Here is a 26,583-nt window from a genome sequence, read left to right on the forward strand (position 1 = left end):
ACTGTCCAAGCAAGATCGTTCGTTCGCTTACTCAGCGCCGGACCCCTTCCACATCGCGGCCAGCCGCGCGTGGACAGCTTCCTTGTCGTGGCCATCCCACTCCTTCTCGTAGGTTGGGAGACCTTCGAACAACGATTGGTGTCGTGTGTGGTAGTGATAGGAGATCTGACCGGTCGGCAGGTCGATATACACGCACCCCTTCCACGCTGGCGTCCATCCGGGAGTAGTGGTGTCGCGTATACCGGACGGGAAAAGTCTGGACAGCGCAGCGACTAAGTGCATGCGTTCATCGTAAGCGCCGTCCTTCCGCGCAGTGAGGCGCTCAATTTCCAGTTGCTGGCGATCACGCGAGGCTGAGTCCATTGCTACAGGATACGCAGGTTCGGATGTCGCGTCATCGCCCTCGCCGACGCTGTTTATGCGGCCCGTCCGAGGACAAGCTCGTCCGCACTTTTTGAGGCGGGTTCGGCTTCACGCGCATCTACAGTCGGCATCAGATGATTAGGGATCGACAGCGACCATCGGCCAATGACCCGCTCTGAACGACTTCTTGCGATCATGCAGTTGCTTCGTGCCCGGCGGACGCCAATCACTGCAGCGTCGATTGCCGCAGAGTTTGGCATCTCCGAACGAACCGTCTATCGCGACATCGTCGTGCTGATCGATCGGGGCGCGGTGATCCGCGGCGAGGCCGGTGTTGGCTATTTGCTTGATCAGCACCACTTCCTGCCGCCGTTGATGTTCACCGCTGACGAGGCTGACGCGATCATCCTTGGCCTGCGCTATGCAAGTCGCCGTGGCGACAAAGGTCTGTCTGCTGCCGCGGATAATGCGATAGCGAAGATTACCGGCATATTGCCTGACGATGTTGCGAGGTTGTCTCGCCAGTCGGGGCTGGTCGTGCAACCTGAGCTCGGCGACATCAAGCAAGCGATTGGCTTGATCCGCGGCGCCATCCGTAGGCAGCGTAGAGTTGTCTTCGACTATGTTGATGAGCGCGGCAGCTCGTCTCATCGAAATGTTCTGCCGGTGGCTGTCGGGTTTTTTGACAACGGGGCAATGCTCGCCGCCTGGTGCAACGACCGCCAGGCCTTTAGACACTTTCGCCTTGATCGCATGCGAGCCGCTAGCGAGCTCGATGCGGGCTTCGACAAACCCCATCAGTGGCTGCTTGCTGAGTATCACAAACTCGAACCTGGTATGCAGCTGTAGCGACTGCTGACATGAACTGACAGTCGCATCGTTTACACCTGACATACGAACAGCACGGGAGTAAGCGATGTTCATCATACTGGGAGCCACAGGGCACGTTGGTTCAGCGGTGGCCGAAACTCTGCTCAAGAACGGGCACGAGGTCACAGCTGTTACGCGGCATGAGAACAACGCGCAGCTTCTGAGAGCCAAAGGAGCGACCGTCGCGGTTGCTGACCTCTATGACATGGAGGCGATGCGCGAGGTGTTCCGCAAGGGCAAGCGCCTGTTCCTCCTCAATCCGCCGGCCGCGCCGGACACGGATACGGATCAGGTCGAGAAGGAAACCGTCCGCCTGCTTCTGGGCGCGATAGAGGGCTCTGGACTGCAGATGATTGTCGCCCAGTCGACCTATGGCGCCCAGCCGGGCGATGAGCTCGGCGATCTCAATACGCTCTACGCGATGGAAGACGGCCTGCGCGGCCAAGCGATACCCGCCACCATCCTCCGGGCGGCTTACTATTTCAGCAACTGGGATGGAATGCTTGACGCAGCCCGTGGCGGCACCCTGCCGACGATGTTCCCGGCCGAATTGACGCTACCAATGGTCGCCCCGGCCGATCTCGGAGAGGTCGCGGCAGGCCTATTGACTGCCCCCATCGACGAAACGGGGGTTGTGCATGTCGAAGGGCCGTCCCGCTACTCGGCGCGCGACGTGGCAGACGCATTTTCCAGGGCGTTGAAGCGCTCTGTCGAACTCGTTGTCACTCCACGCGCACAGTGGGAGGACGCCTTTCGCAAGCTCGGCTTTTCCACCGAGGCGGCACGCTCATACGCGCGAATGACCGGGATCACGGTTGACGGCGCGTATGACATGCCAGAGGAGCCACGGCGGGGAACGACGGAGCTCCAGCGCTACATTGATGCGCTGGCGGGGAACGAGTAAACCGATAGCTCGACGCCTTGGACGTTCGCGCGACTGGGTCGGCGCTTTGTTCGGCTCTTCTCATTTCCGGTTGTCGAATATCGTTCGGGCAGAAGCCCTTGGCCCGCAGCTCAAGCCAAGAAAGTCTGGCCGCGGACGGTCGGTATTGTTGCGGGTCGATGCCAAAAACATCCGCACTTGACTTGGGCGCAGAACCTGCTGTATACAAGGTGAAAAGGGGAGTGTTATGAAAGGAAGCAGTAAGATAGCGCTAGGGATTGGCGTTGCCGCCTTGCTCGTGGCAGCCGTTTTCTATTATCGGTCCGATTCAACCACCGGGCCAGTCGACGGGCCGGTGAGCACTCTGGTCGTCGAATCAGAATCCCCTTCCCCCGTCAGTCAGCCGAGCGTGGACCCGGTAGCCGCGAGTTCGGAGCCTGGCCGTCATGCCGCAAATGCTGCGGGCGGATCGCAGTTCCTTGAATCGGGATATCGCTGGAATCCTGTTCAACCAGGAATTGCCCAGAACGCCGAAGATGCGGCTTGGCTGGCGGCGCACGGATATCCCGGGCCCGACGTAGAGCATTATTTAATGTCGCTGTCGGTTGACGCGTTACGGAGATTGGCCGCGGGCGGAAATCAGCCAGCTCAGGCGATCCTGGCATATAGATTGGCTCAATCAGGCTCTCCGCCTGATGAAGTTACGGCATTACTTGAACGCAGTGCTGCCGACGGATCTGTGTATGCCTTAAAAATGGCCGGAGATATCTTCCAGACCGTGCCTACCATGAAGAATCCTGAGATGGCACACGCTTATTACGGTCTTCTCACGCGCCGGGGAGACCAAGGCGGGCTTATTGCGAATTCGGTGTTCGGAGACACACTTACGGCGGAAGAACGCGCCAGATCGCGCATGCTTGAAGAAATTTTGTGGCGCAACGTGATGCAGAGGCGGCAAAGGCCGTTTGATCTTTCGATGCGGCCTGGATTCATTTCGTTGATGGAGCAAAGCAACATTACAAAGGAGCGTATGGAATGAGTATCAGACGGATCGTTGGAGATCGAAAGGCTGCAGTTCTATCTCTCTTGTTGGCACCAGCAATTGCCCTTGCTTGCACGATCTACGAGGGCGTGTCGTTCGATGTCCATGTCGGCGCTGTCAGCTCCGGAATTGAACTGGGTGATCGTCTGGAAGCTGCGCTGGGCTCGCAGTTTGGGGTGGACACGTCTGTCGAAGGGGTCGTGAGGTATCAGGCGCGACTGCCGTTCCTGAACATCATCGGCGGCTTGATGTCCATCCCCTTCACAAAGTCATGCGGTCAAACATTCAAACAGCGCGCTATCGAGATATACAGTAACTCTGTAGGAAACGCAGACACCGGCGGCGGCCCTGGCGGCGGCAATGGGGGCGGCGGCAACGGTTCAGGCCAATACCAAGTCGTCGGCTACACCCCCATATACATTACGGGAACGGTCTGTGCTAACGGTTCCTGCTCATCTCAGCAGATTCTCATTGGCTACACCGCGCAGTGGGCGTGGGTTCCCGCAAGACCTGGGCCGCCGACCTACGCTCAAAACTAAAGCCGATGCGTCCCTGGATCCTGCCACTGAGCGCCCCTTCCGCAGGGGCGCTTTTTGTCTTGGTCGCCGGCGCGCCGCTCCGCTCGCAGGCATTCCCTTCGGTCGCGACGTCAACTCTTGCGTCGGTTGTGTCACCTTAATGCGGTCGCAACTGTGGCCTGTTCGCCCCTTTCTGCTCCATCTTTCGCATGACTTTGGGCAACGCCTCTATCAGCTCGTCCAGGACGTGGTAGGGCATCAGGTAATCAGCTGAGGACGATCCGGATTGTCGCGGATCGATGCTGGAAATCTCCAACAGGATGACCGCTGCGGCTAACTCACTCGCGATCTCCCGCACGCCAAACGCAGAGCCAAGAAACGGCTGATGCGGCAGTCCTCTCAAATGCGACCCCTCGTTCCAGGCGGGCACCGGTCCTTTGGCACCGACGAGCAGACGTTTATCCAGCCCTTGCGCGATCATCATGTCCCGAAGCTCCGGCAGACCACGCACCATATCCTCCAGCACTGAGTAGGCCATCAGGATGCCTTTGCGACTGCCCTCTGCGATCTCGCCGGAGCCTTCCACAGCCCGGATGCGAAAGTCGACAAGCACGCAGCCGGTGTCGGGCACGACTTCCCCAAAGGAGACGCCCAGGATCTCGTCCATCCCGGCGTAGGCCTGCGGCCATGCCCCGCCGCTTGCGAGCGTCCGCGGATCCTCGCTGGACGGATCGAGCTTGGTGATGATCTCCACCCGCTCAGTGCGGGCTCTGGCCTCTTCAAGCGCGCCCTTGAACACGTGGTCGCCCCCGGCGGCGCGAAGATCCTGGATGACCTTCGGCAACACCCCCTGGATCGACTCAAGCACATGGAACGGCAGATAGATCGGGACGTCCTCTTCGCGCACCGTCCCATCTTTGTCTTGGACCCGGCTCTTAAAAACGAACCGGGCAGATCCCGCTTCGGGCACGAGCTCGTCGACGTCGACATGCCAGCACATGATCTTCTTGGTCATGCTCAACTCCTGAAGGCGCACCATGGCCCGTTGTGTAAATTTTGGCACCGACTGCGTGAAGCCACACCCGCTCAGTGGAAGTCCCGGGAACGCGTGTCCAGCCCACCCAGGATCTCGCTGAAATCATGGAGCCGGTTGGCCACGAGGTTACCGACCCCGTCGCTCCACTCCCACTTGCCATCCACGACCATGAGCCGCGATCCAATCAGCTCCTTGCGCTGTCGCTCACCCAAGTCTGGCCAGACGATCACCTGGACGTTTCCATGTTCGTCTTCCAGTGTCAGAAAGGTCGTGCCGCTGGCGGTGGCCGGGCGTTGCCGAAGCGTGACCAATCCCGCCACACGCACGCGCGAGCCGCTGCGGCGGGCCATCACCTCGCGGCTGTCGACGCAGCGCTTGCGCTTGAGCTGGTCCCGCAGCAGGGCGAGCGGGTGCCGCCCCAGTGTCAGGCCCAGCGTGGCGTAGTCTGCGGTCAGATCCTCGCCCTCCTGCGGGCTCGGCAGATCCACCGCGTCCTCATCGGGGCTGTCAGAGAACAACGGCCGCTGCTGCTCTACCCCGGCGATCTCCCACCGCGCGCCATTACGGTGACCCGACAGGCGGGCCAAGGCGCCGGCCTCGGCCAAGAGCGTCTGGTCCCTGCGATCGAGCTGCCCGCGGTGGCACATGTCCTGGACGTGCCGGAACGGTTGGCGTTCGCGCGCGGCCACCAGCCGCAACGCCGCAGCCTCACTGAATCCGCGGATCTCGCGCAGGCCCAGGCGGATGGCTGGCTGCTCGCGCGGATCCTCGCGGTCCTCCAAGGTGTTGTCCCAGTGGCTCACGGTGACATCCACCGGGCGGATCTCGATGCCTTTTCGGCGTGCGTCCTGGGTGAGCTGGCTCGTTGAGTAGAAGCCCATGGGTTGGGAGTTGAGAAGCGCGCAGGTGAACGCCGCATGCTCGTGACACTTAAGCCAACAGCTGGCATAGGTCAGCAGCGCGAAGCTCGCCGCATGGCTTTCGGGGAAGCCATAACCGGAGAAGCCGACGATCTGCTGGAAAACCTCTTCGGCGTAGCTCAGTGGATGCCCGTTGGCCAGCATGCCAGAGATGATCTTCTCCCGGTGATGGTCCATGTTTCCATGCCGCTTCCATGCGGCCATCGAGCGGCGCAGCTGGTCCGCCTCACCCGCGTTGTAGCCGGCCGCAACCATCGCCATGCGCATCACCTGCTCCTGGAACAGCGGCACGCCCAGCGTTCGCTCGTAGATCTCGCGGATCGCGTCGTTCGGATATGTCACCTCCTCCTTGCCTTGCCGGCGCATGAGGAACGGGTGGACCATGTTTCCCTGGATGGGCCCGGGTCGGATGATCGCCACTTCGATCACCAGGTCGTAGAAGCACTTGGGCTTCATGCGCGGCAGGAACGACATCTGCGCCCGGCTTTCGATCTGGAACACGCCGATGGTGTCGGCCTTACCGATCATCTCGTAGGTGGCGCGGTCCTCCGCGGGGATGGACGCAGGTGTCAGATCCCGACCGCGATGGCGGCGAAGCAGGTCCAGCGCCTTGCGGATGCAGGTGAGCATGCCCAGCGCGAGACAATCGACCTTCAGCAGCCCCAGGCTATCCAGGTCATCCTTGTCCCACTGGATGATGGTGCGGTCGGGCATCGCCGCGTTTTCCACCGGCACCAGCGACCACAGTGGCGCATCGGAGATCACAAACCCGCCCACGTGCTGCGACAGGTGGCGGGGGTGGTCGAGCAGTTGCCCCGTCAGTGCGACGACGCGGCGCATCACCGGGGAGGACGGATCGAACCCGGCCTCGCTCAGCTTCTCATCCAGCGGCGAGTTGCCGCTCCACCAGCCCACGCAGGCAGACAGGGCATCGACCTGGTCCCCGGGCAGACCCATGGCACGTGCCACATCGCGCATGGCGCTCTTGGCGCGGTAGCAGATGACCGTTGCAGCCAGTGCCGCGCGCTCCCGGCCGTAGCGCCGATACACATACTGGATCACCTCCTCCCGGCGCTCGTGCTCGAAATCGATGTCGATGTCCGGCGGCTCGTTGCGCTCCTTGGAAATGAAGCGCTCCATGAGCATCTCCATGCGGGTCGGATCGACTTCGGTCACGCCCAGCGCGAAGCACACCGCACTGTTGGCGGCCGAGCCGCGTCCCTGGCACAGGATGTTCCGGCTGCGCGCGAAGCGCACGATGTCGTGCACGGTCAGGAAGTAGGCTTCGTAATCGAGCTCACGGATAAGCGCCAGCTCGTGCTCGATCTGCGCCCGCACTTTCGCCGTGGTGCCCCCAGGCCAGCGCCAACGAATGCCCTCCTCCGTCAGCTGACGCAGCCAGCTGGCAGGCGTGTGGCCCTCGGGCACAATCTCTGCCGGGTAGCGGTATTGCAGCTGGTCAAGGGTGAACGTGCATCGCTCGGCGATGGCGATGGTCTCCTCCATGAGCGCCGCTCCGTAGGTCGCGGACAGCGCCGCCATCGTGCGCAGGTGCCGCTCGCCGTTGCGAAACAGGAATGCGCCAGCACGGGCGACGGGGACATTGTGCCGCGTAGCGGTCAGGACATCCTGGAGCGCACGACGGCCGCGTGTAGCCATGTGCACGTCGCCCGCGGCGACCATGCGCAAGCCTACCTCCGCCGCTGTCGCCTCCAGCGCACTCAGCCGCCGCGCATCGTTGCGGTCGCGGTGGAGTTCGACGGCCAGCCACACACGATCGCCCATGACGGACTTCAGCCACGCGCCCTGCCCTGGGTCTATCTGCGAACCCGGGATCCACAGCGCCAGCGTTCCACGCAGCCCATCGGAAAGATCGGCACGGCAGAGGTGGTAGTCGCCCTTGGCCGCGGCACGGCGTCCGGTGGTGATCAGCCGGCAGATCGTTTCGTAACCGTCGCGATCCTGCGCCAGCAGCACCAGCTTCAGGCCGTCGGCCAACGTGATCTCGGTGCCCACGATCAGGCGCAGGCCCGTGCGCTTGGCGGCCTCCCACGCGCGCACGATCCCGGCCAGCGAGCATTCGTCCGTGATCGCAAGCGCAGCGTAGCCGCAGGCCTTGGCGCGCTCGAACAACTCCAGTGCGCTGGATGCGCCGCGCTGGAAACTGAAATCGCTCAGGCAATGAAGCTCGGCGTAGGCGGTCATGCGAACCAACCATGGAGCATCCACGGCCCCTGCTCGCCTACGCCGCAAAACGCCCACGCATGCTGGCCCTGCGAGGTCTCCAGGACGTAGTAGTCGCGCTTGGCGTCCTCGCCGTCCCACCAGCCCGTCTCCAAGCGCTCAGGGCCCGCCAGGATGCGCACACGATGGTCGCGCAGCGGCACGGGCCTTGGGAGCAGCCAAGTGGGGCGCGGCGGTCGGTCGACTGGCTCTTTATTGCGCAATACAGAAGCGCGCTGCCACGCCCGTTCCGGGCGCGGGTCACTGTCGGACGCGATCTGGTAGACGGCATCGGGACCTAGGCGCGCACGCAAGCGTTCACGCAACTGCTCCCATGGCACGGCCGCCGCCGGCCGCTCGTCGAACAGGTCCCTGCCCCCGGGCACGAAGGCCGGTAGGTCACGCGCCACGAGGCGCAGCGCGATGATGGCCTTGGGGATCGACGTGCGCTCAAGCCGGCCGCGTGTGAGCTCGAACAGCATGGCCGGATCGCGCTCGGCCGCCAGCAGCCCCACTTCCACCTCAGTTGCCGGATGATCATCGTGCTCCAGCAGGAGCTTGAAATGGAGCACCCCGCCATCCCTGCCTGCCAGATACGCGGCCAGGTCACCGGTGAGCCGGCGCACGGGGAACAGCAGCGCCATGTGGTTCTCGACCTCGTAGGACAGCTCCACGCGCACATCGAACACGTCCGGCGGCTGGTAGCACTCCAGCAGCTCCGGCGCGTCGCCCAGCATGCGGTCGACCGTCTCCAGCACCTCAATGCCGAAACGTCGGCGCAGCGCGTCGCGCGGCAGCGCAAACACCTGCCGCAGGTGTCGCACGCCCATGCCTGCCAGCCGCTGGCCCGCATCCCCTGGCAGACAGGCCTTGCGGACAGGCACGCGTGCGAGCGTGTGCCGTAGTTGCTCGGCGGTAGTCACCGCCAGCCCGTCCTGGGCGCCAGCGAGCACGCGCGCGCCGAGTGCGGTCGGCGCCATGGCGATCCTGTGCCGGAACCCCAAGGCCGTCAGGTCCTCGCGCAGCTGCGCCTGGAGCTGGGGCCATGGCCCCATGATCGAGAAGCTGCCCTTGACCTCCAGCAGCACGGCACCGGGCCACCCTGCCCAGACTTGGGAGCTGTAGCGATAAGCCCATGCGGCCAGGAAGCGCTGCCAGTGCGCGTCGAGCGCCGGGTCGTGATCCATGGCCGTGAACCGTGGGCAGATGGCCTGTGCGGCGACAAGGCGCTGTCCGGGTCGCAGTCCAGCTTCGCCTGCGGCGCGATTGACTGCCACAAGCTCCCGGCGCTGGGTCGGGCCCCCGACCAGGACCAGCGGCTCGTCAGGCGTCGGGTGTCGCCGGAGGACGCTGTCGATCCCCAGATGGGGCAGGAGGATGCAAGCCCACAGCACGGCGGCAGCTCAATGGAAAACCGGAAGTGCGAACGACTGCGACGGCGCCACTCCGCCGCGACACTTGCGCACCGTAACCGTGCGCCGGCCGCCAATCTCCAACCGGAGTGCGGCCGGCGAGGCCTGATCAGCATGCCTGCGGTCGCGCACCGCAAACCCTAGCGCCTGGCCGGTGTCGGCGGCGACCTGGAGGCGGCGCAGACCGTGGTGGTCGATCTTTCTCGGCCAGCCGATCACTGCTGCGCACGCGCCCGAGCGCAGCACCTGCTCAAACGCCCACAGCGCCTTGGCCGCATCGGCCTCGATCACGTGGACATGATCCAGCGCCAGGCCGCGCTCTTCCAAGGCCGGCGCATAGGGAATGTAGGGCGGCGCGACCAGCACAACGAGCTTGCCGACCTGCGTCAGGCGTCGCAGCGTGGGCAGCAGCAGATCCACCTCCCCTACACCGTCAGCGGGAACAAGGATCTCGGTCAGCGCGTGCTCCGGCCAACCCCCCAACGGAAGCGCGTCATCCAGCGCTACGTGCCCGGTTGGCTGGCGACTGACCGACGCGGGCGTGGCCGGGCCGCGCCACACCGTCCGTGCATCGAGCATCTCGCGAAGGGCAACGACCTGGCCCATGCGCTAGACCGTTCGGATGAGCCCGCAGTAGAGGCCTTCAATGGCGAAGTCCTCCACGGGATCGGGATCAATCGGGGCGAACCCGGGGTTGCATGAAAGCAGACGCACCGAGCGGCCCTTGCGGTGAAGCCGCTTCACAGTCAGCCCCTCGCCGCCCAATCGCGCAACGACGATCTGCCCATGTTCTGCGTCCGGCGTGGGATGAACACCAATCAGGTCGCCATCGAGGATGCCGGCGTCGATCATCGACTGTCCCTGCACACGCAGCAGGTAGCGCGGTCGCGGGCGGAAGAGCGTGCGATCCACGGCAATCGAACGCTCGATGTGCTCGCCCACGAAGATGGGCATGCCGGCGGCGACACGCCCCACCAGCGGAAGATCAAGCGTTGCGGCCTTGCGCCCCACCCCCAGCAACCGGATCCCGCGCGCCTTGTGTGGGGCGAGCTCGATCCAGCCCTTCTCGGCGAGCGCCGCCAGATGCTTGGCCACCCCGTTGGGGCTGGCCAGGCCGAACGCGTGCGCGATCTCCGTGATCGTCGGCGCACCACCGTGCTCCGCGAAGTGCTGGCGGAGGTAGTCCAGAACGGCCTGCTGGCGGTCGGTGAGCGTATCCATAGTGGAAATATTTACACCACTGGGGGCGAGCGTGTCCAAGCGCAGTGGAACCATCCGCGGTCTCAGGGATGGAGATCCAAGAAAAAACAGGCGCTTTGGCCCCACGGCTCACCCGCCGGCTGACGGCGTGGAACCAGCGAGGTCGTTCAGGTTGCGCGGCTCGACTGCCCCCGGCCCTCAGCTGCCCGCGGGCCCGGTCCACTCCCTGGGCTGGGGCAGTCCCAGTCGCTCCATCATGGTCGTGCCGTTGCGCACGCCCTGATCTTCGTAGTTGTTGTTGAAGATCACGTGGAGCACATCCACGACATCGGACAGCTCGCGGATCTGTATCGCCAGATCGTCGAGTTCGTCCGTCGAATAGTCGTAGTCGAAGCGGTCGGATGCCGCAGTGGCACCCTTGATGTCCCAGGTTTCCTCATTGCGCCCGTGCAGTCGCACGATCGCCAAGCGCGGATTGGTCGTTGCCCAGACTTGGGGGATCGACTTGTCGGGGATGTTCTGGGGTTCGTCGACCACGACGTGGACAACGCCCAACTGCTGCTCCCAATCCAGCGTCTCCGCATCACGGACCCCATCGAACCAACCGATGGACCGAAACTCCACGGCGAGTGTGTAGCCAGACAGCCGGTCCACACACTCCTCGATGTGGGCGATGGTGCCCTTCGCGGGCTTGACCCAGTGCGGAAACTGGAAGTGCACAGCCTGGAGCTTGCCCGCCTCCTTCAACGGCCGGATCGCGATCTCGAAGCGACGCCAAAGCTCGTCGCGGATCTCTGCTGGCGTGTCCTTGTAGTAGAGGTTCTTCTTGGTGACGAAGTGAAGCTGCAGCGCATCGGCGATATCCTTGGGCAGCATCTTCTGTGGCGTCTGGTGGCCGGTGAACAGGCGGAACGCCTTGAGGTTGAACACGAACTCAGCGGGCGTGCGTTCGACCCACTTCTCCGAGTTGCTCGCACTTGGCATCGCGTAATAGCTGCTGTCGACCTCGACCAGCGGGAAGCGCGAGGCGTAGTAGCGCAGCCGATCCTCAGGCGTCTTCGCGTCCTTCGGATAGAAGAGCTTGGATTTGATCAGGCTGGGATCGGTCCAGCTGGCAGTGCCAACGAGTATCTTGCCCATACGGCAATGCTACTCCTGAAAGCGCCGCGGACTGGCCCGGGGATGTCGGAGTTTCCTTACAGCACCGGTCGGCGTTGCCCGACTGCCGTGCCCGGGTGACCGGCGCACACTGGCCATGCCCCGGCAGCATGGCCTTGCGCCAGGAATGGACGCCGCTCAGCAGGAAAGGCCGGTCCCCTGAGCAAGGACCGAAGCTGTGCCGGGGCAATTTTACAGAGCAGCTGTGCCCATGGGCCATGTCATCTCCGCTACTCCAGCTCAACTCCGCGAGGCGCGAGTTGGTCAGAGCACCACAGAACGAGTTAGAACCTCGCGGGCGGTGGTGAGCGCTGGAGAGTCCTGGAGAGCCAACAGCGAGCTCTGTTCACGAGCGACGTGCTTGGTCAGCCTATCGAGTTCCACAGAAAGAGTAAGGACGCCTGCGACCCTTTCTGGAGTATCGAGAATGCGTCGGGAGCCGTCCGGCGTAACGAGCCTCTGCGCCTCATGTGGATGGGCGTAGCACCAATCAAAGTGTCGCTGTGCTTCGGCTAGAACCGCAAGCTCCCATATACACCCAGAACGAAGCGTTGCGAGGTCTGAGTGACAAAGCAAGCCCGCTATGTCATAGCTCGATAGCGCGACGGAGCTGCCTTCTTCCTCCAGATCCGCCTTCAAATTCTTACACAGACGGATCGCCTTTCGGAGACCGCCCGACACCTGCGCATCGAGTTCAGCCACCTTCGCAATGTGCAAAAACGGTAGGTTCTCAATCGATCTATGTTCAGCCTTATCGTAAATTGATACACCTCGCTCAACCTCCGAGCCGGTGCGCTGGTATTCGAGCGTATCCCACCACACCGACGGGACGACGTCGACAGGACGAGCAAGCGATCCGCCTGCAAGCTTGATTGCTTTGGGGGCATCAACGTCGACGTCGACAGCGGCATAAGCGGCTTGAAGGGCCTGCTCAGACTCGCGCCGAAGGCTGGAAAGAAGCGCGAGAGGAGAGACTGCGGCTGCAGTATATTCACCGCGTTGTGCGCGAACGCCAGCAGCCGCGTAGAACAACGAGCGCGTTGCAATCACCAAGAGGTCAACATCGCTTATGCCCCGAATATGAACATTCAGGGGCACAGAGCCCTGCAGACGAAACTCCACCGGAATTCCGCTATCTGGCAACCTCCGCGCCAGCTGGTTGCCAACTCGCTCCGCCGTTTCGACGCTGATCCTGGTGTAATCGGCATCGACCTCCGCCATCGCACCTAACGCGTATTGCGTATGGGGCTTACCTCGTTGCCGGCCCTCGTAAGACTCCGCAGTTAGCTGCTTGCTGAGGATCGCCATCTGTTGATCGAATGACACGCGGCGATATCGATCTGAGCCTTTGCGCCGGGACCGAAGCCTAGCTAGCCTTTGGTCAATCGTCATTCGCGTCGCCTCCATTCCATCTGGCCGAATGTAGATCGACCACGTCCATTGAAATACTCTCCCGCAGCAGACTTCTGATCCTCGCTGATCAGCATGTCGCAGAACCCCATGTGATGACGCAGTTCGTGCTGGTCAATCCTCGGATCGTTGCGATAGGTGTAAAAGAGACGAAAGCCACCAGCTTCGTCATGCATGAGTGCCGCCACTACACTGTCAGACCCCGACTGATCGGTCTTCAGGCGAATACGTAGTCGATCCCAACTCTGGGCAATCGAGATCTCACCCGTCCACCGCTGCGCGTCTGCGCCGGGCGCATGGAATGATGTGCCATCGCATATCCACTGCCCCTGGAGGTCTGGAATCTTCAAGGCACGCCCAATCAGCGGAAGTCGCCAAAGGCTTCGGTTGAACAACCAATAGAGGACAAAGTAGACGGTCCCAGCACCAACGAGAGACATGACCGAAGGCGTGAGATGCGCAGGCAAACCATACTGCTCAGCCAGATCGATCGCGCGCAAGATCAAATATACCAAGCCCGCTGAGATCATTGCTGCGACCGTGCCGAGGTAGCGCCCGATCATGGCGCGGCTGACCCCATCTAGGAGCACATACTCGTGACTTCTCATGCAACCCCCAACTACAAATCAGATCACCGCAAGCTATCTCACAGCCCAAGACCGCATTGATTATGTCAAATGACAGAACATCCGGCGCCCCGCACTGGACTGATGGCGTTAGCGCTTCTTAGTCCAGGCAGGCAACTTCGTGCGCCAATGCCCTACCGCGGGTGAGCAGCAGCCCACCCGGCAACGTGCCCCGCAAGGCGCGCAGCGAACGCACGCAGCCCCGTTGTCTGCGAAAGCTCTACGTAATCGCCGCCGACGCGGGCAGTCCTGGGCGATGCGATCACTGTGGCCTGTGAGTAGAGATTCTCCTGGATCAAGCGGCGGCACAGCACCTCATAGCGGATCAAATAGGAGGCGCGCTCGAACTCTGGGAATACCGGGAAGTGCGGCGAGCTGTCCCGCACCGGCCGCCTCGATTTCTCGCAATCTTCCACAAGGATTAGCCAGCCAGTGAAAGGAGGCAGTTGATTGCCGAGCGCGCCCTCGCGGACAGCTGTGGAAAGATCATGGGCTGTGCCGATGGCTTCCTCGGCGCGGTTGTTGAAATTGTTGCCGAACGATGGACCGACGTGGCTCTTTAGCTCAATCGCGGCAACCAGCTTTTTGCGATCGAAGACCAGCACGTCCCATAGCTTGGTCGGCCGGTAGTAGCCCGGAAGTGTCAGGTTAGGTCGCCCACTAATGCAGATCGTGGCTTCTTGCAATCCGTTCTTACGGACGAGAGCCTCGACCATGGCCAGGAAGCCATCCATGTTGCGGCCACCCAGCACTGCCGCTCGTTCACCGCCCTGGCTGCGCTCCTCGTCGTTTTCGAGCGCGCTGCTACGACCGTCCCAGAACTGTGCAACGCCAAGGCGCGCCAAGCGGTCATAGTCGGCGAGATCCAGCCCCATACTTACATCCCCTCAGGCTGCGGCAACGATTGCGCGCTCAGCCTCGTTCAGGCCGTAAAGCGCAAATGTAGCGCGATTGGCCGCCTCACGGTCGCCGCCGATGGCCGCCTCGCGGAGCGCTTGCCGCAGCGGCGGGGACACATCCTCCCACTGCGGCACGCGGATACGACGCAAATACTGCGCCTGGAAGCGCAAGAAGCCGCCGCGCATGGTCGTCGAATAAGTCCCCACGAACAGCCGCGCCACGCCGGACATCAGAACGGCTTGCAAGGCGCGCAGATCCCATTGCTCGGAGGTAATGAAGTAGAGGTTGTGGTGGGGATAGAGCTTGCCTTCCTCGTAGACGATGTGGGCATCGCCTTTGATGTCCGGAACCAGAAGCTTGGGCGTCTCGGCGAGCGCCGGATAGATCCGGTCGATTGTGCGAAACCACCGGTCCGGATTCTTCTTGGCCACATGGCGCGCCTTGATGGCGCCAGCATGCGTGTCCAGGTAGGCCGCCAAACGCGGGTAATGGGCTAGATCGACCACGCGGCCGTCATCTTCGAAAGGATTGAGAACGCCCTTCCCGCGCCATTGGACGGCTCCGCCCAGAAGGTCCTGGGTGCGCACCAAGGGCAATTTTCGCGAGGGCTCGACGTCGAGGTCATCCATCGGACCGATGTAAACCCCATCATTTCCTGTGGCGACCCCAATGCCGACTTTGCAGCCACATTCTTCCAATGTTGGCAGTGTCTCCTCAAGGCGACGCACCAGCGCCAACCGGTCAGGTTGATGCAGGATCCAAGGCTCTGGTCCACTGACCACCCCTGCCATCTCGACCACGCCGGCAGCGGTGCCGAGTTTTGCCGCCGTCATCGCCCTCGCCAGGGAACCAAGCACCTCAGCGCTGATATCGGGGCGGTATGCAATCCGCGTGGGCCGCGGCTTCGACTTCGCCTTCGTCCGCGCGATCACGGTGATCGCCGGGTAGGTCATGACATCCGACAAAAAAGCGGGGGTATCCACGAGGTCAACGAAGTGGGTCAACGAAAATTGCTCGGATACCATGGCCCGAAGAGGACCGCCATACTTGTTCTTGGTCCATCGATCGGTGCAAATGAACCCCAGGACGCCGCTTGGTGAGAGTGCGTCCAGGCAGCGCTCGTAGAAAGGGATGTAGAGGTCGGCGCGGTCAAAAAGCGTCTTGAACCGACCGCGATAGAGCCGAAGCAACCCATCGGGGATCAGTTCCTGTCGGACGTAGGGCGGGTTGCCGACTACCACATCGAACGCATGGGGCAGCGGGGCCAGCAGAAAGTCGGCACACACAAGCCACTCCCGCCCCAAGGCCTCCGCTGCGTCCTGACGCACGCCAAGGCGCACCAGCTCTGAGACGACCGCAGCCCGCGCGGTGTCCAAGCTTGGACTATGCACCTCGTAGGCGCGAATGGTCCGACCCAGTTCAAGGGCGGCGTCGGTGAGATCACCCCCGTGGCTCACGTAGGAGCGCACCAGTCGCCCAATGATGGGGAGCAGGAAGTCCGCGTGCCCGGCAGAGGGTTCCAGTAGCGCGACCTGTGCCAGGTCCCGTTCCTCCGTATAGCCGACTAGGTCCAGGATGAAGTCGACGACTTCCCGACGAGTGAAGACCGCCCCGCGCTCGTCGGCGCTGGCAGTAGAGAGCTGTCGGCCGGGGTCGCTCCCGTCCATTGAAGAGCTTGCGGGGGTCGCACGGTCAAGATTCAAGAGGGGCTACTCTGGGAAAGTGGTTCAACATGTGAACATTAGCCGGTCGCGGCGTTTGCGACCAGCCAGCCCTAACCGGGGCACCAGTCACCTGTTCCTACCTATCCCCCGTCACCCACGGGTTCGCGTGCCCCACGATTGACCGGATCATCTCGGCGCGCTGGAACTCGTCCGCATCGACCGGATCTGCTGCGTGCCATTCGAGATAGAGGGCGATCGCCTGGTCGTCGATGTCGAGCCCATACTGCTCGATGTAGTAGAGGATGATCCGCGCCACATTGCCCTTGTGTGCGTCAGGTGGCTCAATCACGGTCTCGCCAGCGACCGTCGCGCGCTCGAAGTCGCAGCGCCCGTAGCGCCGTTCCTCGCCCGGGATTTCCCAAAGCCAGCGATCGCCGCGCGTTGCGTTGAGCGACCCGATGCCTGGCACCAGGTTGTAGAGGTCCGTCTCCGCGTCGACATATTGCTGATCCCGTAGGCACTCGGTGCGGGTCCCGCAGCCCATGGCCGCTGCCACCCAGCTCTTCGGAAATACGTGCTCCCACTGCATCCTGGTATTGGTCGCGGAGCTAGGGTTCTGCGGCTCGAAGCCGCAGCGATCCAGGTCGATCACCTTCGTCCTGACATCGACCTCGCAGCCGCAGAAGACCTCGAAGGGGTGCGCCTCGTAGACATCCGCCAGGAAGCGGTCAGCGTTCTTCAAGTAGTCCTTTGTCCATCCACGCGGCCGGACAGGCGCCTCCATGTCCGCCGCCCCAGCGGACATCGTGGCGAGCTCGTCTCGTTGTGGTCCCGGAGGGAGTTCGCGCTGGTTCACATGGGAGCACGCGGCAAGCAGCACACACAGCCCCGGCACAGCCAACCGATACCAACCCATGGTGGTTCGCCTCCTTTGGTGGCTCGGTAGCGCTGTCCGCCGCCTCGCCGTAGCCAGCGACGAGCCCAGGCCCCCGCAGAGCTGACAATAGCGGAGCCCCTTTCTCTCTCCACGACCTTCCGGGGGCGCGGCGGCCATGGGCTGTTGGGGGCAGTGTCCTGAGTGTCCTACCGGGTTTCCCAGATGGCTTTGCCTCTCAGTGGGACCTTGGCTCACCTGCCTGCCGGACAAGGGGCAGGCCCTCCTCCACATACGTTCCGGCCCACGCTGTGCGCGCTGGCGCGTGCTCGCTTGCGGGTGTCAGTCAGGCCGATGGCTCGCGCAGCGGATCCCCACGAGGCATGTCGCCTCTGGGAGACAGACGATGAGCACCAAAATCAAGGCCACCCCGACCGACGAAGAAATCCTGGCCGCCGCCGAAGCCATCCACGAGCGTCGCCTGAAGCGCCTGGGCGCCATCTCTGAACCCTCGGTCGCTGGCAGCTACCTGCGAGCCCACTGTGGCCACTTGGAGCGCGAGGTCTTCGGATGCCTCTACTTGGATACCCGGCATCGGATCCTCTCCTGCGAAGATCTCTTCTTCGGCACCATCGATGGCGCCGAGGTCCATCCCCGTGAAGTCGTCCGACGTGGCCTGCTCCTCAACGCGGCTGCGGTAGTGGCCTTCCACAACCACCCGTCGGGCAACCTGGAGCCGTCGGCCGCGGACCGGGCGGTGACCGCCCAGATCAAGCAAGCGTTGGCGCTCGTCGACATTCGACTTCTGGACCACTTGGTCGTCAGCGCCGAAGGCTTCACGAGCCTAGCGGCACGGGGCTGGGTCTGACGACCCAGCTCTGCCGCGGTCAGTATCACCTTGGTTGACAACAAATCAGGTGGAGTTAGGGTCAGGCACCTTTACCGTCCTGAGTCCTCATGATTCACCCGTTCGATTTCGCCGGATATGTCAGCCATCGGTGCCATCCGATGGACCGGGCTCTTCTGGCCCGAATTGGGCTGAATGTGATGCACGATCACGAACGGTTTCCAGTCGATCTTTCGGAACTGTCCCTACTGCGTCAGGAAAGCAAGGTTATGGCTCGTGGATTGCTTTCGTGGTGCGCAATCCATCCGGAGACATGGTCATCCTGGCCCGAGCGGCTCTGCGGGGGTCTAATCGCTCTTGTTCCAGACCGACCGCTGCCAGAGCCGGCAACTGTTCCAGAGGAAGGTTAGAGATGCATCCGCACCGCTTCTGTGAGCACGCTTTGGAAGTCAAGCGCGGTCGTCGCTTGTTCGCTCGAATTTCTTTGAATTGCCTCGGATATGCAAAAGAATATCCGGTCGACATCCATGAGCTTCGCTTACTGCCCGAAGAAAATAGGGCACTGCTGCAGGCCCTGTTGGACTACAAAACAACACATCCGGACGCTCGGATCGGACCGCCCTACCTCTGGAAGCTGAAGAACATGGCTTCCAGTGAAGACTCGTCAATCGGGAATTGGTAATGAGCTTGCTGGCCCTCTTCGATAGGCCTCGATCCATTCTTTCAAGCCTTTCACCGTCAGGCCTGCGAGAAATCCTTCGTGGAGAGCGAGCACGAATTCCTCATCCCCCTCGGGCCATAGTTTGACTGCCTCATCGAGCAATATTTTCCACTGATCAAGATCAATCGGTTTGTTCCGCGTTTCCACCATCGCTTCTGCGGCTTCTGGATTATCCTCGATAAACCTCAACAACCTAGCCATCTCCCTCAGCTCATGAGCCGGCGTGGGCGCGGACGGCCGGCGAAGCATTCCGACCACCACGAACCAGATTACCCACGGCGGCACGCCCGCATTACATCGAACTGATATCCAAGCTTCGATGTTGGCAGGAATTGGCCACGGCCAGCAGGATCTAACCTGTGCCAAGCAGTTTGTTGTCATGTCAGTTCCCTTGAAGTGAATACAGACGGAGTGCTATTCCGTTCTGCGTTCGGCAGCCAGCTGCTTGATAAGACTCAACGCCTCTTTCTGCTTCCGCGGGCTCATCTGCGAGATCACCAGGATCGCCTCAGCCACGACTTCCGAATTCGCCACGAAGTAGGCCGCTGGCAGATCCAGCAGCTTCGCTAGGCGTTCGATGGTGTCGAGGTCAGGCGTGTGCATCCCGCGCTCGTAGCGGCTGATCCTCGGAGCAGCCGTGTTGGGGTCGTCCGACTCCAGCAGCAGCTCCCCCAACTGGGCTTGTGTCCATCCCTTGGCCAATCGGGCCGCGCGCAGGCGTCGTCCGAGGGCGGTGGCGGTAGGTAGGGCAGCGGGCATCGGGGAGCAACAAAGACGTTGACTCCACGAATTCTGACCGGCAGAGTCTACCCAGTCATTTGCGTTAAACGCAAATAGGCTGACCGAGACGACCAAGGAGGACGAATGAACGGGATGAGGATTGCCGGCGCGATCGGCTTGGCAGCAATGATTGGCGCCGCCAACGCTGACGAGCCCCTGTCGTGCCGGATCGAGCGGGGAGAGCTGTCTGGAGCGTCCGCCGAGGTCGTGCGTTTGGACTTTACCTGGAGCACCACCCACCAATCGACCGAGCCTACCGGTCCGATCCACACCTCGATCGGCCTCATCGATCAGGCCGAAGGGCCGCGCTACACCACGGCGATGACCCTCAACGGCAGGACATTGGCCATCCCTGCCCAGCTGACGGGCCTGATCCGCTTCGGCACCGCCTATGACGCAGGTGGCCGGGTGGCGCTGGCCTACCTGCTGGAGCGGGAGGGCGACGCAAGCGCCACGCCCAGCCAGGCCGTCGTCGTGCTCGATGCCGCCGGCAACGTGATCGAAAGCGAGGTGCTGGCGGGAGACGCCCCAGCCAGTGGTGGCCACTGCGTTCTCATCCAATAGGAGCTCAGCATGAAGAAGATGATCGTATCCATCGCCCTGACCGCAACGATTGCCGGGTGTTCCGGCGGCGGCCCCGGCAAGTCCGATGTGGAGCAGGCGCTGGCCAACCACTTCGAGCAAGGCGCCGGAATTCGCCCGACATTCGAAGGGCTTGAGGTCGGCGCCTGCGCCAAGGTTCAGGGCGGACCCGGCCACGCATGCTCAGTGTCCGGGCGCGCGGCTTTCAACATGGGCGGCCGCACGCAGCGCGAGACGCTCACCGGCACCTTCGTCTTCGACCAGGTGGGCGGCCGCTGGACCGTCGTGGGCGCGCAGTAACCAACCGGGCCAAGGGCCCGAAGGACAACTATGTGGATGCTGTTCAAGCTGTTCCGCTGGGCGATCACGCTGGTGGCCGTCGGTGGGATCGGCTATTTCGCTCTCACCGAGTTCAACACCTTGGAGGACTCGCTGATCATCTTCGTGGCCGTCGGTCAGTTCGTGTTCTGGCCGATCCTGCTGCTGTGGATCCTGCCGCTGATCTTCCGACGCCGACCGCCGAAGCAGAAGAAGCATGACCCTGCGCAGTTCAGTGTGGATGTTGCCCATGAGCACATTGCGATGGACTTTAAGCGCGACAAAGTATGGATCCGTGATCCGGTGCGCGGCGAGCGCTACTTGGACAGGGACCACGTGCTGGGCATGCGCACCGCTTCCGATTTCCGGAACTATGTGACGAGCCAGAGGATCGAATTCCAGCTGCGCGATCTCAAAGTGCCCATGATGCATGTGGTCTTCGCGCGCCACTCAGACAGCAGGCGCCGAGGCAGCGAGCAAAATGCCGCCGAACGAGACGAGTGGTTCGCCCGACTGAAAGCTTGGAGCGGGCTCAAGACAATTCGGTAGACGGAACGAACGGGCGCACGGTCGCGTCAGGCTTCGGAGACTTCATTGCGGGATGCGATGTGCTTCGGCAAGCTCCTCGCGAAGCAATTCGACCATTTCAACGTAGTCGGCGTCAGGAGTTTCGCCCCGCATCACCCGCCACTGATTGGCCATAATGGCTCGTCGTTCAACGCTTAACGATAGCTGGTAGAGCTCGGTAGGAGGTGGAAGTGTCGTCCAGAACGCGCGATCCAGCCTGACAACGCTCTCGTGCGGCAAATACCCGCCGCTGGTGGGCAACAGCATCAGATTGGGATACATCAGGCATTCGGCACGGGCCGCGATTGTCGGCACAATGGCCCTGCGATCGCGGTGGGTGGAAACCGAATACGCTGGGGCTACCAGAAAGGAACTCCGCTGGAACGCGGGACGTGCGATGTTCACTTCCGTGCCAGGCAAATGCTTGTCGGGGATGCCCTCGGCTATGGCCAGCACGACGCAGGGTCGCATTTTCGAGCGGATCGCCAAGAGCTCCTCACATTCACCAAGGCCGATCTTGAATACCGGAAGCCTTTCTGGCTTGGGACGGTAGTCACACCGGTGATCCAAGGTGCGGATGGCTCCTGAAACGGAACCGTGAGCAATCTGATCGGACCGTTGAGCATCAAACACCATGAGGGGATGCCCAAACTCCGGAACCACAGTGCACACGATTTGCCCGACTTCTGCGGGACCGTCAGTCGATGGACGATGCGTCAGATCGTATGGGGGGAGCACTTGGTGAATGTCAGTTCCGTTGCCCCAGCCCATGACGACATCTCCTTGTCAGATCGAGGCATTGAAGGCGATGGGGTCGTCGATGGTCTCGCCGTCATCCACCATCGCCATCGCGTCTCGATACACATCATCGTAGATGGGCCGATGGATCGTCTCGACGAGATTCTCCGTAGGCCGAGCAAGGAAGCGTTGCTTCAATTTCTCCTGCAACTGCGCAACTCGAAGTATCTTTCCCTGATCCTTAATGTGGGTGTGTGGGCGCCGTCCTACAGGCGCTTCCTGAGCGAGTTCTTTAAAATCTAGACTCTGGCCCGGAACGGCGTTCGACATTGGCAATGTATCGAAGTAAACGTGGTCTAACAGCTTGCTCATGTCCCCAGCGAAAGCCCGAAGCCACTGCGAGAAGCGCAGAGCTTGGCTGCCGCGGAGCCCAGCATCGGTCAACGTTGGACCAATCGGATGCTCACCGAGCCAATACTGCGTGAAGTCCTTCCCCTTGAAGCTCCCATCATGCGACTGAATGATCCCTAGGGCAGTCAATGCATCTAGCCCCTCGGCCAGATCGACCGCAAAAGGTCCGAAATGATGGAAATACCACTTGGCCTCGCTGGCCGTGCTTCCGTTGTGGCTTTCGGCGTGCAGGCAGTCCAATAGGTATACGAACTTGAACAGCGCCGTCCGGTTGAGGCGAATGTTCAACGCTTTCGCCTCGGCCAAGACGGCCAAGATCGCAGATTGAAGACGTTCAGGGACGGAAGTCATGCCTGGGAGCGAATGTCAGGATTGGGGTGCGCAGCCAAGACGCTTCATCAAAACACAACTGGAGCGGGACGCAACCTCGCAAAGTCATATCACGGGGCGGAGCCACGGCCGTTCAGGGACATCCGATGCCGATCCGACCATTATGCCAGAAGGCCCAGACCTCACCCATGTCGTGTCCCTTAGTGCTTCCGGAGCACGCAACCAGCCGCAAGCGCGGCTAGATGCGCATCGCCCCTCACACGAGCTCGCGCACGGCCTTCCGCATCCGGATGACCCGCGACGTAGTTCAGTAGCGCTGCGACGATCTCTCCATCCGGCAGTTCCTCGCACCCTGCCGCAAACACGAGCGCTCCGAGTTGGCTGCGTCGCAGCGCCTCGTTGCGCCTGGCGGTTTCGCGGTGCCGCGCAGCTTCGCGCTGCGCCGCCATGAGCTCGCGTGCTTTCAGCTGTGCGAGCCGCGTCGTGGCCTGGTTGATCTGATCGTAGAGCCGCGTGCTATTTCCCATGGTGCTTCCTCCGTTTGATGACCCTCACATCGAAGCATCGGCCTGCGCCGCGTCAAGGGCAAAATCAAGCGCAAAGAGCCAATGCATGGAGCAAGTGCAAGAGCGCACTTAGGCATTGACCGTAGGCCAACGCGTGCGCCAAGGGCTTCGCCCCTGGACCCCATTCCGAGCCGCTTGCCAAACGCAAAAGCCAAGGCATAACAGACAGTCAGGGGCTACTTTTGGAGCACTGTCGATGGCCATCTACCACACACGAGTGAAAACCTTTGGTCGCGCCCAGGGGCACGCATCCACGGCCGCGGCTGCCTATCGCGCAGGCCTGCTGATCGTCGATACCCGCACGGGTGCCAAGCACGACTACCGGCGACGAGGCGGCGTCGTCGAGACGCGATGCGTCGTCCCCGACCATGCGCCCGACTGGTCACTCGATCCCACGCTCCTCTGGCCGGCTGCTGAGAATGCGGAGAGAAGGAAGGATGCGACCGTGGCTCGGGAATTCGAGATCGCCCTGCCCCACGAGCTTGACGATGCGCAGCGCTCCGAGCTGACAGCGCAGATCGCTCGCTCACTGGTCGAACGCTATGGGTTCGCAGTGATGGCGAGCATCCACGAGCCACAAACGGCTGACGGCTTGAACTATCACGCGCACCTACTGGCCACGACCCGGCGCATTGGGCCCGATGGCCTGGCCGCCAAGACCCGGGAGCTCGATGGCGGGCCATCTGGGCGTGGCGAGGTGGAGTGGATACGTTCCATGGTGGCGACCGTCATCAACGAGAAGCTCGCCGCCGCCGGTATCGACTGTCGCGTTGACCATCGCAGCCTCAAGGAGCAAGGCCAGGCCGCGTTGGATAACGGCGACCTCGCTGGAGCCATTGCACTTTCGCGCCAGCCCACACAGCACATGGGCAAGAACGCCACCGCACTTCACCGCAGGGGCGCAGAGTGTGAGCGCACTCAGGCCAACCTGCGGATCCGCAGTGAGAACGAACAGGGGTTCGAGGCAGCCCTGCGGGAGCTTGGGGTTCCAGCGACCCTCGCCACCCAAGAGGACGCGTTCAGCGGCGCACAGTGGTCAGAGGACGAGAACGACGAACCCCGGACCGGCTTCCGGCTTCCGGAGGCGCTGACCGCCGGCGACCCGAACTCCCATATCCGGTTCTACCCAACACACACCCCCGCCCTGGGGACCGCGGCTGGTCGCTCCGACCACATGCCCGCCGATGCGACCAGACAAGTCCTCAGCGACGCAACCTCGCTGTGGGGCGAAGGCTTCTTCAAGACCATTTCGCTATCGTTCAAGGCCACCAGCACGCTCCTCCGGCACCAGGCGGATCGGCTGGCAAACTATCTTCACAGCGCCCTGTTCCGCGCAGACGCGCGCAACTTCCTGGACCTGATCCGCCAGGTGAAGCGCGATGCCCTTCGCTTCCAGCGTCGCCTCAGGGCCGAGGAGCGCGCCAGTCACGCCCTCGCCCAGGCTGAGCTCTCGTTGGAGCGCTTCGATAGCGAATATCCGCAGCCCGGGCAGCTGAGCCGACAGGAGTGGTCGCGTCGCCGTGCCCGTCGGCTTCGCGCCGTCCAAGTGTGCCAAGACACCTTCAGGCGAGCCCGCGAGGCTACTGGCCCCGCTGCCCAGGAGTCTTATGACCGCAAGGCGCTTGCTAGCGGTGAGGCGCTGGAGAGTTGGAGCTCGCGGATGCTGGAACGCTACCCGGTCGACGCCGATCGCGAAGAGAAACGCCATCCGGACGCCCCTATGACCGCCCCCGCCTCCCAAGGCGCCGCATCGCTTCAGACGTCCAAGAGCAGACCTCGCCCCTGCGCGGGCTAAGGTCCAATGAAAAAATGCCTCGGCAAGCCGAGGCATTCGTGCGCGGGTCCCCCTGTAGCACCTGCGCAAGGCGAGACGATGACGCCTCAGTGGAAGGTTGGGCCTGGGCCCTTTCTCGATGGCGCCGGGCCGCGCCTGTCCGAAAGCAGTTCGCTCAACGGTGCCGTCTCGCGACGGATCACAGCCTCACGAGTTTTCGGCTTGGGATCGTGCGTCAGTTCACCAACTGGAGGGACGGTGTCTGACTGCCTGATCAGCTCATTCGCAACTTCAATCGAATGCCTGATGTCCTTTACACGGTCCGAAAGCTCCCGGTTTCTGTCTTGACTGATGATCGCCGCCAGTAGGCGGGTGGCTATTCTCAACTGCAGACTCTCTTGCGACATGCTGCGCTCCTCACGCGTTGGGGGAGCGGGCATCCAACCAGTATTTGCGTTGAACGCAAGTTGGAAAAGTGCACGTCGGTCTCACTTTCCTCGACGTTTCTCAAAATTTTCGCTGGCCTAGGCGTTCACGCCCGGCCCTGCCCTTGACGGAACGGTGCCGACGCCGCCAGCTGCGCTATGTGTCCTTAAGGCTCCGAATGAGCGCCTGAAGCTCCACCTCCGATGCCAAGGGCTCGGCCGTCCCCACCAGCGCCCTGATCTCATCCAGGTTCGCCGGCTGCGCCGACTTCGAGATCAAGAAGCAGTGGGACAGTGCCATGGACTTGGCATTGAATTGAGAGACGGGCGGCGTCGCGTGTAACCCGGTCCGGGCTGCAACCCAGTCAGCGGTGAAGGTCGATCCGCGGCAGGAAGAAGTCGGGCTAAGCCAAACGAGGCCCCTGGCTTGTCGCCGGAGCCTTCCCGGAGCCATGCACTCAGTTCAGCGGCTCGTGGCCCGAAATGAAAAGGGGCTTCGCTTTCGCGAAACCCCTTAAATTCAGCCATAAAATCCATCTTTCGATGGTGGCCGGGGAGGGAATCGAACCCCCGACACGGGGATTTTCAATCCCCTGCTCTACCAACTGAGCTACCCGGCCATGCGCTGCGGCGCTGGGCCGTGCGAGCCCGGCATGATACGTACCAGCGCGGCCGTGGGCAAGCCGCTGCGTGGTCAGCGGGCCGACGCCTTGCGCTTGCGGACGGGTTGGCGGCGGCGCCGGCCTTCCGTCGGCACGCGGCGAGGGGTGAGGCACGCGGCCTGCGCCAGCACGGCGTTGAGGGCACCCTTGGCCCGCGCGATGCGAGCGGCAGCCAGCGGCTGGGCGCGCTCGGCAATGGTGAGGGCGATGCCGCGCGCGACGTCGCGGGTGTCGGTGGCCAGGCCGACGGTATCGCTACGAAGGCGGCAAGCGCCGTCGATGGCACCGCGGGCCACGCGGCCGGATGCGCGGCGGGCAATGCCGGCCAGGCCAAGGCCCGCCAGCCAGAGGTTGCGCAGCGCGAACGGATCGGCGGCGCGGGACGATTGCGATGCAGCCATGGCACGACTCCAAGAGACATCCGCCGCATGGGCGGATTTCGGCCTGCGCAGCCTGCGCCGTTCGGGTCGAGCAATGGCACTAGCGTTGGATGCGAACGTGCAGGGCATGGTGGTTTCGATGCGTGTGACGCAACGTCCTCGGGTTCCCGCCTTGGCGGGGATGACGCTGCCATTGGCTCACCCGGTGGTCGGGACCCGGCGGCAGCGCGGGCGTATTGCAGGGTGACGGTGCCTGCAGATTGCACGGCTGCCACGCGGCCGCACGGCTTGACGGGTCGCCATGGCGCCGCGATGCCCGCACCCTGTCGCCGCTTGAACACCAATGCACCGCTCCGGGTCCGCGCCATACGCACCGGCATGGG

General features: G+C 62.7%; 29 protein-coding genes and 1 tRNA gene. 10 read left to right on the forward strand and 20 right to left on the reverse strand.

What is annotated here, in order from left to right:
* Positions 1-27: 27 nt before the first annotated feature.
* Positions 28-363, reverse strand: a complete 336-nt coding sequence (locus E2F46_RS17895; protein ID WP_486624438.1) for a WDGH domain-containing protein — start codon at positions 361-363, stop codon at positions 28-30.
* A 165-nt stretch (positions 364-528) separates the two neighbouring features.
* On the opposite strand from E2F46_RS17895, the gene E2F46_RS06245 reads away from it, so the two are divergent.
* From E2F46_RS06245 to E2F46_RS06260, 4 genes are all read left to right on the forward strand, one after another.
* Entirely contained in the window at positions 529-1,212 is a 684-nt protein-coding gene (locus E2F46_RS06245) for a helix-turn-helix transcriptional regulator (protein WP_133321227.1), read from the forward strand.
* A gap of 67 nt (positions 1,213-1,279) precedes the next feature.
* Complete coding sequence (locus tag E2F46_RS06250; protein WP_133321228.1) at positions 1,280-2,137, forward strand: NmrA family NAD(P)-binding protein; 858 nt, start codon at positions 1,280-1,282, stop codon at positions 2,135-2,137.
* A gap of 226 nt (positions 2,138-2,363) precedes the next feature.
* On the forward strand, positions 2,364-3,155 hold the full coding sequence (locus tag E2F46_RS06255) for a hypothetical protein (RefSeq protein WP_133321229.1): 792 nt from the start codon (positions 2,364-2,366) through the stop codon (positions 3,153-3,155).
* Positions 3,152-3,697 carry a hypothetical protein gene (locus tag E2F46_RS06260; RefSeq protein WP_133321230.1) on the forward strand — a complete coding sequence of 182 codons (546 nt, stop codon included), beginning with the start codon at positions 3,152-3,154 and terminating at the stop codon, positions 3,695-3,697. The genes E2F46_RS06255 and E2F46_RS06260 overlap by 4 nt, the downstream gene beginning before the upstream one ends.
* A 136-nt stretch (positions 3,698-3,833) precedes the next feature.
* Here E2F46_RS06260 and E2F46_RS06265 read toward each other — a convergent pair whose 3' ends face one another.
* The 11 genes from E2F46_RS06265 to E2F46_RS17435 all read right to left on the reverse strand — a co-directional run bounded on the left by E2F46_RS06265 (position 3,834) and on the right by E2F46_RS17435 (position 16,967).
* Entirely contained in the window at positions 3,834-4,691 is an 858-nt protein-coding gene (locus tag E2F46_RS06265) for a hypothetical protein (protein ID WP_133321231.1), read from the reverse strand.
* A gap of 71 nt (positions 4,692-4,762) precedes the next feature.
* On the reverse strand, positions 4,763-7,837 hold the full coding sequence (locus E2F46_RS06270) for an error-prone DNA polymerase (protein WP_133321232.1): 3,075 nt from the start codon (positions 7,835-7,837) through the stop codon (positions 4,763-4,765).
* The gene (locus E2F46_RS06275) at positions 7,834-9,249 is read right to left on the reverse strand and encodes a Y-family DNA polymerase (RefSeq protein ID WP_133321233.1); all 1,416 of its coding nucleotides are present in this window, start codon (positions 9,247-9,249) and stop codon (positions 7,834-7,836) included. The genes E2F46_RS06270 and E2F46_RS06275 overlap by 4 nt, the downstream gene beginning before the upstream one ends.
* A gap of 9 nt (positions 9,250-9,258) precedes the next feature.
* Positions 9,259-9,873, reverse strand: coding sequence for a translesion DNA synthesis-associated protein ImuA (imuA, locus tag E2F46_RS06280; protein WP_133321234.1), 615 nt, complete (start codon positions 9,871-9,873; stop codon positions 9,259-9,261).
* 3 nt (positions 9,874-9,876) lie between these two features.
* Entirely contained in the window at positions 9,877-10,488 is a 612-nt protein-coding gene (gene lexA, locus E2F46_RS06285) for a transcriptional repressor LexA (RefSeq protein ID WP_133321235.1), read from the reverse strand.
* A 177-nt stretch (positions 10,489-10,665) separates the two neighbouring features.
* A complete protein-coding gene (locus E2F46_RS06290; RefSeq protein WP_133321236.1) occupies positions 10,666-11,607 on the reverse strand; it encodes a DUF72 domain-containing protein in 942 nt (313 codons plus the stop codon).
* Positions 11,608-11,889: 282 nt separating this feature from the next.
* The gene (locus E2F46_RS06295) at positions 11,890-12,933 is read right to left on the reverse strand and encodes a nucleotidyltransferase family protein (RefSeq protein ID WP_207949531.1); all 1,044 of its coding nucleotides are present in this window, start codon (positions 12,931-12,933) and stop codon (positions 11,890-11,892) included.
* 80 nt (positions 12,934-13,013) lie between these two features.
* The gene (locus E2F46_RS06300; RefSeq protein ID WP_243720328.1) at positions 13,014-13,598 is read right to left on the reverse strand and encodes a Cap15 family cyclic dinucleotide receptor domain-containing protein; all 585 of its coding nucleotides are present in this window, start codon (positions 13,596-13,598) and stop codon (positions 13,014-13,016) included.
* 197 nt (positions 13,599-13,795) lie between these two features.
* Positions 13,796-14,536 (reverse strand): PaeR7I family type II restriction endonuclease, encoded by a 741-nt coding sequence (locus E2F46_RS06305; RefSeq protein WP_133321239.1) that lies wholly within the window; start codon positions 14,534-14,536, stop codon positions 13,796-13,798.
* A gap of 12 nt (positions 14,537-14,548) precedes the next feature.
* Entirely contained in the window at positions 14,549-16,228 is a 1,680-nt protein-coding gene (locus E2F46_RS06310) for an Eco57I restriction-modification methylase domain-containing protein (RefSeq protein WP_133321240.1), read from the reverse strand.
* Positions 16,229-16,361: 133 nt separating this feature from the next.
* Positions 16,362-16,967: an endonuclease gene (locus E2F46_RS17435; RefSeq protein ID WP_165967367.1), complete on the reverse strand. Its 606-nt coding sequence runs from the start codon at positions 16,965-16,967 to the stop codon at positions 16,362-16,364.
* A gap of 538 nt (positions 16,968-17,505) precedes the next feature.
* Between E2F46_RS17435 and E2F46_RS06320 the strand changes: the two genes are divergently transcribed.
* On the forward strand, positions 17,506-17,967 hold the full coding sequence (locus E2F46_RS06320; RefSeq protein ID WP_133321242.1) for a JAB domain-containing protein: 462 nt from the start codon (positions 17,506-17,508) through the stop codon (positions 17,965-17,967).
* A 391-nt stretch (positions 17,968-18,358) separates the two neighbouring features.
* Positions 18,359-18,628, forward strand: a complete 270-nt coding sequence (locus E2F46_RS06325; protein WP_133321243.1) for a hypothetical protein — start codon at positions 18,359-18,361, stop codon at positions 18,626-18,628.
* Here E2F46_RS06325 and E2F46_RS06330 read toward each other — a convergent pair.
* Both E2F46_RS06330 and E2F46_RS06335 read right to left on the reverse strand, forming a co-directional pair.
* Complete coding sequence (locus tag E2F46_RS06330; RefSeq protein WP_133321244.1) at positions 18,611-18,868, reverse strand: hypothetical protein; 258 nt, start codon at positions 18,866-18,868, stop codon at positions 18,611-18,613. The two genes, E2F46_RS06325 and E2F46_RS06330, sit on opposite strands and share 18 nt — an antisense overlap.
* A 213-nt stretch (positions 18,869-19,081) precedes the next feature.
* Positions 19,082-19,426: a helix-turn-helix domain-containing protein gene (locus E2F46_RS06335; protein ID WP_133321245.1), complete on the reverse strand. Its 345-nt coding sequence runs from the start codon at positions 19,424-19,426 to the stop codon at positions 19,082-19,084.
* Between the two features lie 105 nt (positions 19,427-19,531).
* On the opposite strand from E2F46_RS06335, the gene E2F46_RS06340 reads away from it, so the two are divergent.
* The 3 genes from E2F46_RS06340 to E2F46_RS06350 are packed head-to-tail and all read left to right on the forward strand — an operon-like array spanning position 19,532 to position 20,896.
* Positions 19,532-20,011, forward strand: a complete 480-nt coding sequence (locus E2F46_RS06340) for a hypothetical protein (RefSeq protein ID WP_133321246.1) — start codon at positions 19,532-19,534, stop codon at positions 20,009-20,011.
* Between the two features lie 9 nt (positions 20,012-20,020).
* Entirely contained in the window at positions 20,021-20,329 is a 309-nt protein-coding gene (locus E2F46_RS06345) for a hypothetical protein (RefSeq protein ID WP_133321247.1), read from the forward strand.
* Between the two features lie 36 nt (positions 20,330-20,365).
* Complete coding sequence (locus E2F46_RS06350; RefSeq protein ID WP_133321248.1) at positions 20,366-20,896, forward strand: hypothetical protein; 531 nt, start codon at positions 20,366-20,368, stop codon at positions 20,894-20,896.
* Between the two features lie 42 nt (positions 20,897-20,938).
* On the opposite strand, the gene E2F46_RS06355 is transcribed toward E2F46_RS06350, so the two are convergent.
* The 3 genes from E2F46_RS06355 to traD form a co-directional block, all read right to left on the reverse strand.
* Complete coding sequence (locus tag E2F46_RS06355) at positions 20,939-21,685, reverse strand: hypothetical protein (protein WP_133321249.1); 747 nt, start codon at positions 21,683-21,685, stop codon at positions 20,939-20,941.
* 15 nt (positions 21,686-21,700) lie between these two features.
* Entirely contained in the window at positions 21,701-22,414 is a 714-nt protein-coding gene (locus E2F46_RS06360) for a hypothetical protein (protein WP_133321250.1), read from the reverse strand.
* Between the two features lie 179 nt (positions 22,415-22,593).
* Positions 22,594-22,920 carry a conjugal transfer protein TraD gene (gene traD, locus E2F46_RS06365; RefSeq protein ID WP_133321251.1) on the reverse strand — a complete coding sequence of 109 codons (327 nt, stop codon included), beginning with the start codon at positions 22,918-22,920 and terminating at the stop codon, positions 22,594-22,596.
* Between the two features lie 235 nt (positions 22,921-23,155).
* On the opposite strand from traD, the gene E2F46_RS06370 reads away from it, so the two are divergent.
* Complete coding sequence (locus tag E2F46_RS06370) at positions 23,156-24,754, forward strand: MobA/MobL family protein (protein WP_133321252.1); 1,599 nt, start codon at positions 23,156-23,158, stop codon at positions 24,752-24,754.
* Positions 24,755-24,840: 86 nt separating this feature from the next.
* Here the strand turns inward: E2F46_RS06370 and E2F46_RS06375 are convergent, their stop codons facing one another.
* From E2F46_RS06375 to E2F46_RS06385, 3 genes are all read right to left on the reverse strand, one after another.
* Entirely contained in the window at positions 24,841-25,140 is a 300-nt protein-coding gene (locus E2F46_RS06375) for a hypothetical protein (RefSeq protein WP_133321253.1), read from the reverse strand.
* A 562-nt stretch (positions 25,141-25,702) separates the two neighbouring features.
* Positions 25,703-25,778 (reverse strand) — tRNA-Phe (locus E2F46_RS06380).
* Positions 25,779-25,852: 74 nt separating this feature from the next.
* A complete protein-coding gene (locus tag E2F46_RS06385) occupies positions 25,853-26,221 on the reverse strand; it encodes a hypothetical protein (protein WP_133321254.1) in 369 nt (122 codons plus the stop codon).
* Between the last annotated feature and the right edge of the window lie 362 nt (positions 26,222-26,583).

The organism is Luteimonas aestuarii, assembly GCF_004357985.1.
GTDB lineage: Bacteria > Pseudomonadota > Gammaproteobacteria > Xanthomonadales > Xanthomonadaceae > Luteimonas > Luteimonas aestuarii.

What these genes read in the sequence shown, in the direction of transcription:
- E2F46_RS17895 (WP_486624438.1), bottom strand. Translation starts at nt 363, where the DNA reads ATGGACTCAGCCTCGCGTGATCGCCAGCAACTGGAAATTGAGCGCCTC.
- E2F46_RS06245 (WP_133321227.1), top strand. Translation starts at nt 529, where the DNA reads ATGACCCGCTCTGAACGACTTCTTGCGATCATGCAGTTGCTTCGTGCC.
- E2F46_RS06250 (WP_133321228.1), top strand. Translation starts at nt 1,280, where the DNA reads ATGTTCATCATACTGGGAGCCACAGGGCACGTTGGTTCAGCGGTGGCC.
- E2F46_RS06255 (WP_133321229.1), top strand. Translation starts at nt 2,364, where the DNA reads ATGAAAGGAAGCAGTAAGATAGCGCTAGGGATTGGCGTTGCCGCCTTG.
- E2F46_RS06260 (WP_133321230.1), top strand. Translation starts at nt 3,152, where the DNA reads ATGAGTATCAGACGGATCGTTGGAGATCGAAAGGCTGCAGTTCTATCT.
- E2F46_RS06265 (WP_133321231.1), bottom strand. Translation starts at nt 4,691, where the DNA reads ATGACCAAGAAGATCATGTGCTGGCATGTCGACGTCGACGAGCTCGTG.
- E2F46_RS06270 (WP_133321232.1), bottom strand. Translation starts at nt 7,837, where the DNA reads ATGACCGCCTACGCCGAGCTTCATTGCCTGAGCGATTTCAGTTTCCAG.
- imuA (WP_133321234.1), bottom strand. Translation starts at nt 9,873, where the DNA reads ATGGGCCAGGTCGTTGCCCTTCGCGAGATGCTCGATGCACGGACGGTG.
- lexA (WP_133321235.1), bottom strand. Translation starts at nt 10,488, where the DNA reads ATGGATACGCTCACCGACCGCCAGCAGGCCGTTCTGGACTACCTCCGC.
- E2F46_RS06290 (WP_133321236.1), bottom strand. Translation starts at nt 11,607, where the DNA reads ATGGGCAAGATACTCGTTGGCACTGCCAGCTGGACCGATCCCAGCCTG.
- E2F46_RS06295 (WP_207949531.1), bottom strand. Translation starts at nt 12,933, where the DNA reads ATGGCGATCCTCAGCAAGCAGCTAACTGCGGAGTCTTACGAGGGCCGG.
- E2F46_RS06300 (WP_243720328.1), bottom strand. Translation starts at nt 13,598, where the DNA reads ATGATCGGGCGCTACCTCGGCACGGTCGCAGCAATGATCTCAGCGGGC.
- E2F46_RS06305 (WP_133321239.1), bottom strand. Translation starts at nt 14,536, where the DNA reads ATGGGGCTGGATCTCGCCGACTATGACCGCTTGGCGCGCCTTGGCGTT.
- E2F46_RS06310 (WP_133321240.1), bottom strand. Translation starts at nt 16,228, where the DNA reads ATGGACGGGAGCGACCCCGGCCGACAGCTCTCTACTGCCAGCGCCGAC.
- E2F46_RS06320 (WP_133321242.1), top strand. Translation starts at nt 17,506, where the DNA reads ATGAGCACCAAAATCAAGGCCACCCCGACCGACGAAGAAATCCTGGCC.
- E2F46_RS06325 (WP_133321243.1), top strand. Translation starts at nt 18,359, where the DNA reads ATGCATCCGCACCGCTTCTGTGAGCACGCTTTGGAAGTCAAGCGCGGT.
- E2F46_RS06330 (WP_133321244.1), bottom strand. Translation starts at nt 18,868, where the DNA reads ATGGCTAGGTTGTTGAGGTTTATCGAGGATAATCCAGAAGCCGCAGAA.
- E2F46_RS06335 (WP_133321245.1), bottom strand. Translation starts at nt 19,426, where the DNA reads ATGCCCGCTGCCCTACCTACCGCCACCGCCCTCGGACGACGCCTGCGC.
- E2F46_RS06340 (WP_133321246.1), top strand. Translation starts at nt 19,532, where the DNA reads ATGAACGGGATGAGGATTGCCGGCGCGATCGGCTTGGCAGCAATGATT.
- E2F46_RS06345 (WP_133321247.1), top strand. Translation starts at nt 20,021, where the DNA reads ATGAAGAAGATGATCGTATCCATCGCCCTGACCGCAACGATTGCCGGG.
- E2F46_RS06350 (WP_133321248.1), top strand. Translation starts at nt 20,366, where the DNA reads ATGCTGTTCAAGCTGTTCCGCTGGGCGATCACGCTGGTGGCCGTCGGT.
- E2F46_RS06355 (WP_133321249.1), bottom strand. Translation starts at nt 21,685, where the DNA reads ATGGGCTGGGGCAACGGAACTGACATTCACCAAGTGCTCCCCCCATAC.
- E2F46_RS06360 (WP_133321250.1), bottom strand. Translation starts at nt 22,414, where the DNA reads ATGACTTCCGTCCCTGAACGTCTTCAATCTGCGATCTTGGCCGTCTTG.
- traD (WP_133321251.1), bottom strand. Translation starts at nt 22,920, where the DNA reads ATGGGAAATAGCACGCGGCTCTACGATCAGATCAACCAGGCCACGACG.
- E2F46_RS06370 (WP_133321252.1), top strand. Translation starts at nt 23,156, where the DNA reads ATGGCCATCTACCACACACGAGTGAAAACCTTTGGTCGCGCCCAGGGG.
- E2F46_RS06375 (WP_133321253.1), bottom strand. Translation starts at nt 25,140, where the DNA reads ATGTCGCAAGAGAGTCTGCAGTTGAGAATAGCCACCCGCCTACTGGCG.
- E2F46_RS06385 (WP_133321254.1), bottom strand. Translation starts at nt 26,221, where the DNA reads ATGGCTGCATCGCAATCGTCCCGCGCCGCCGATCCGTTCGCGCTGCGC.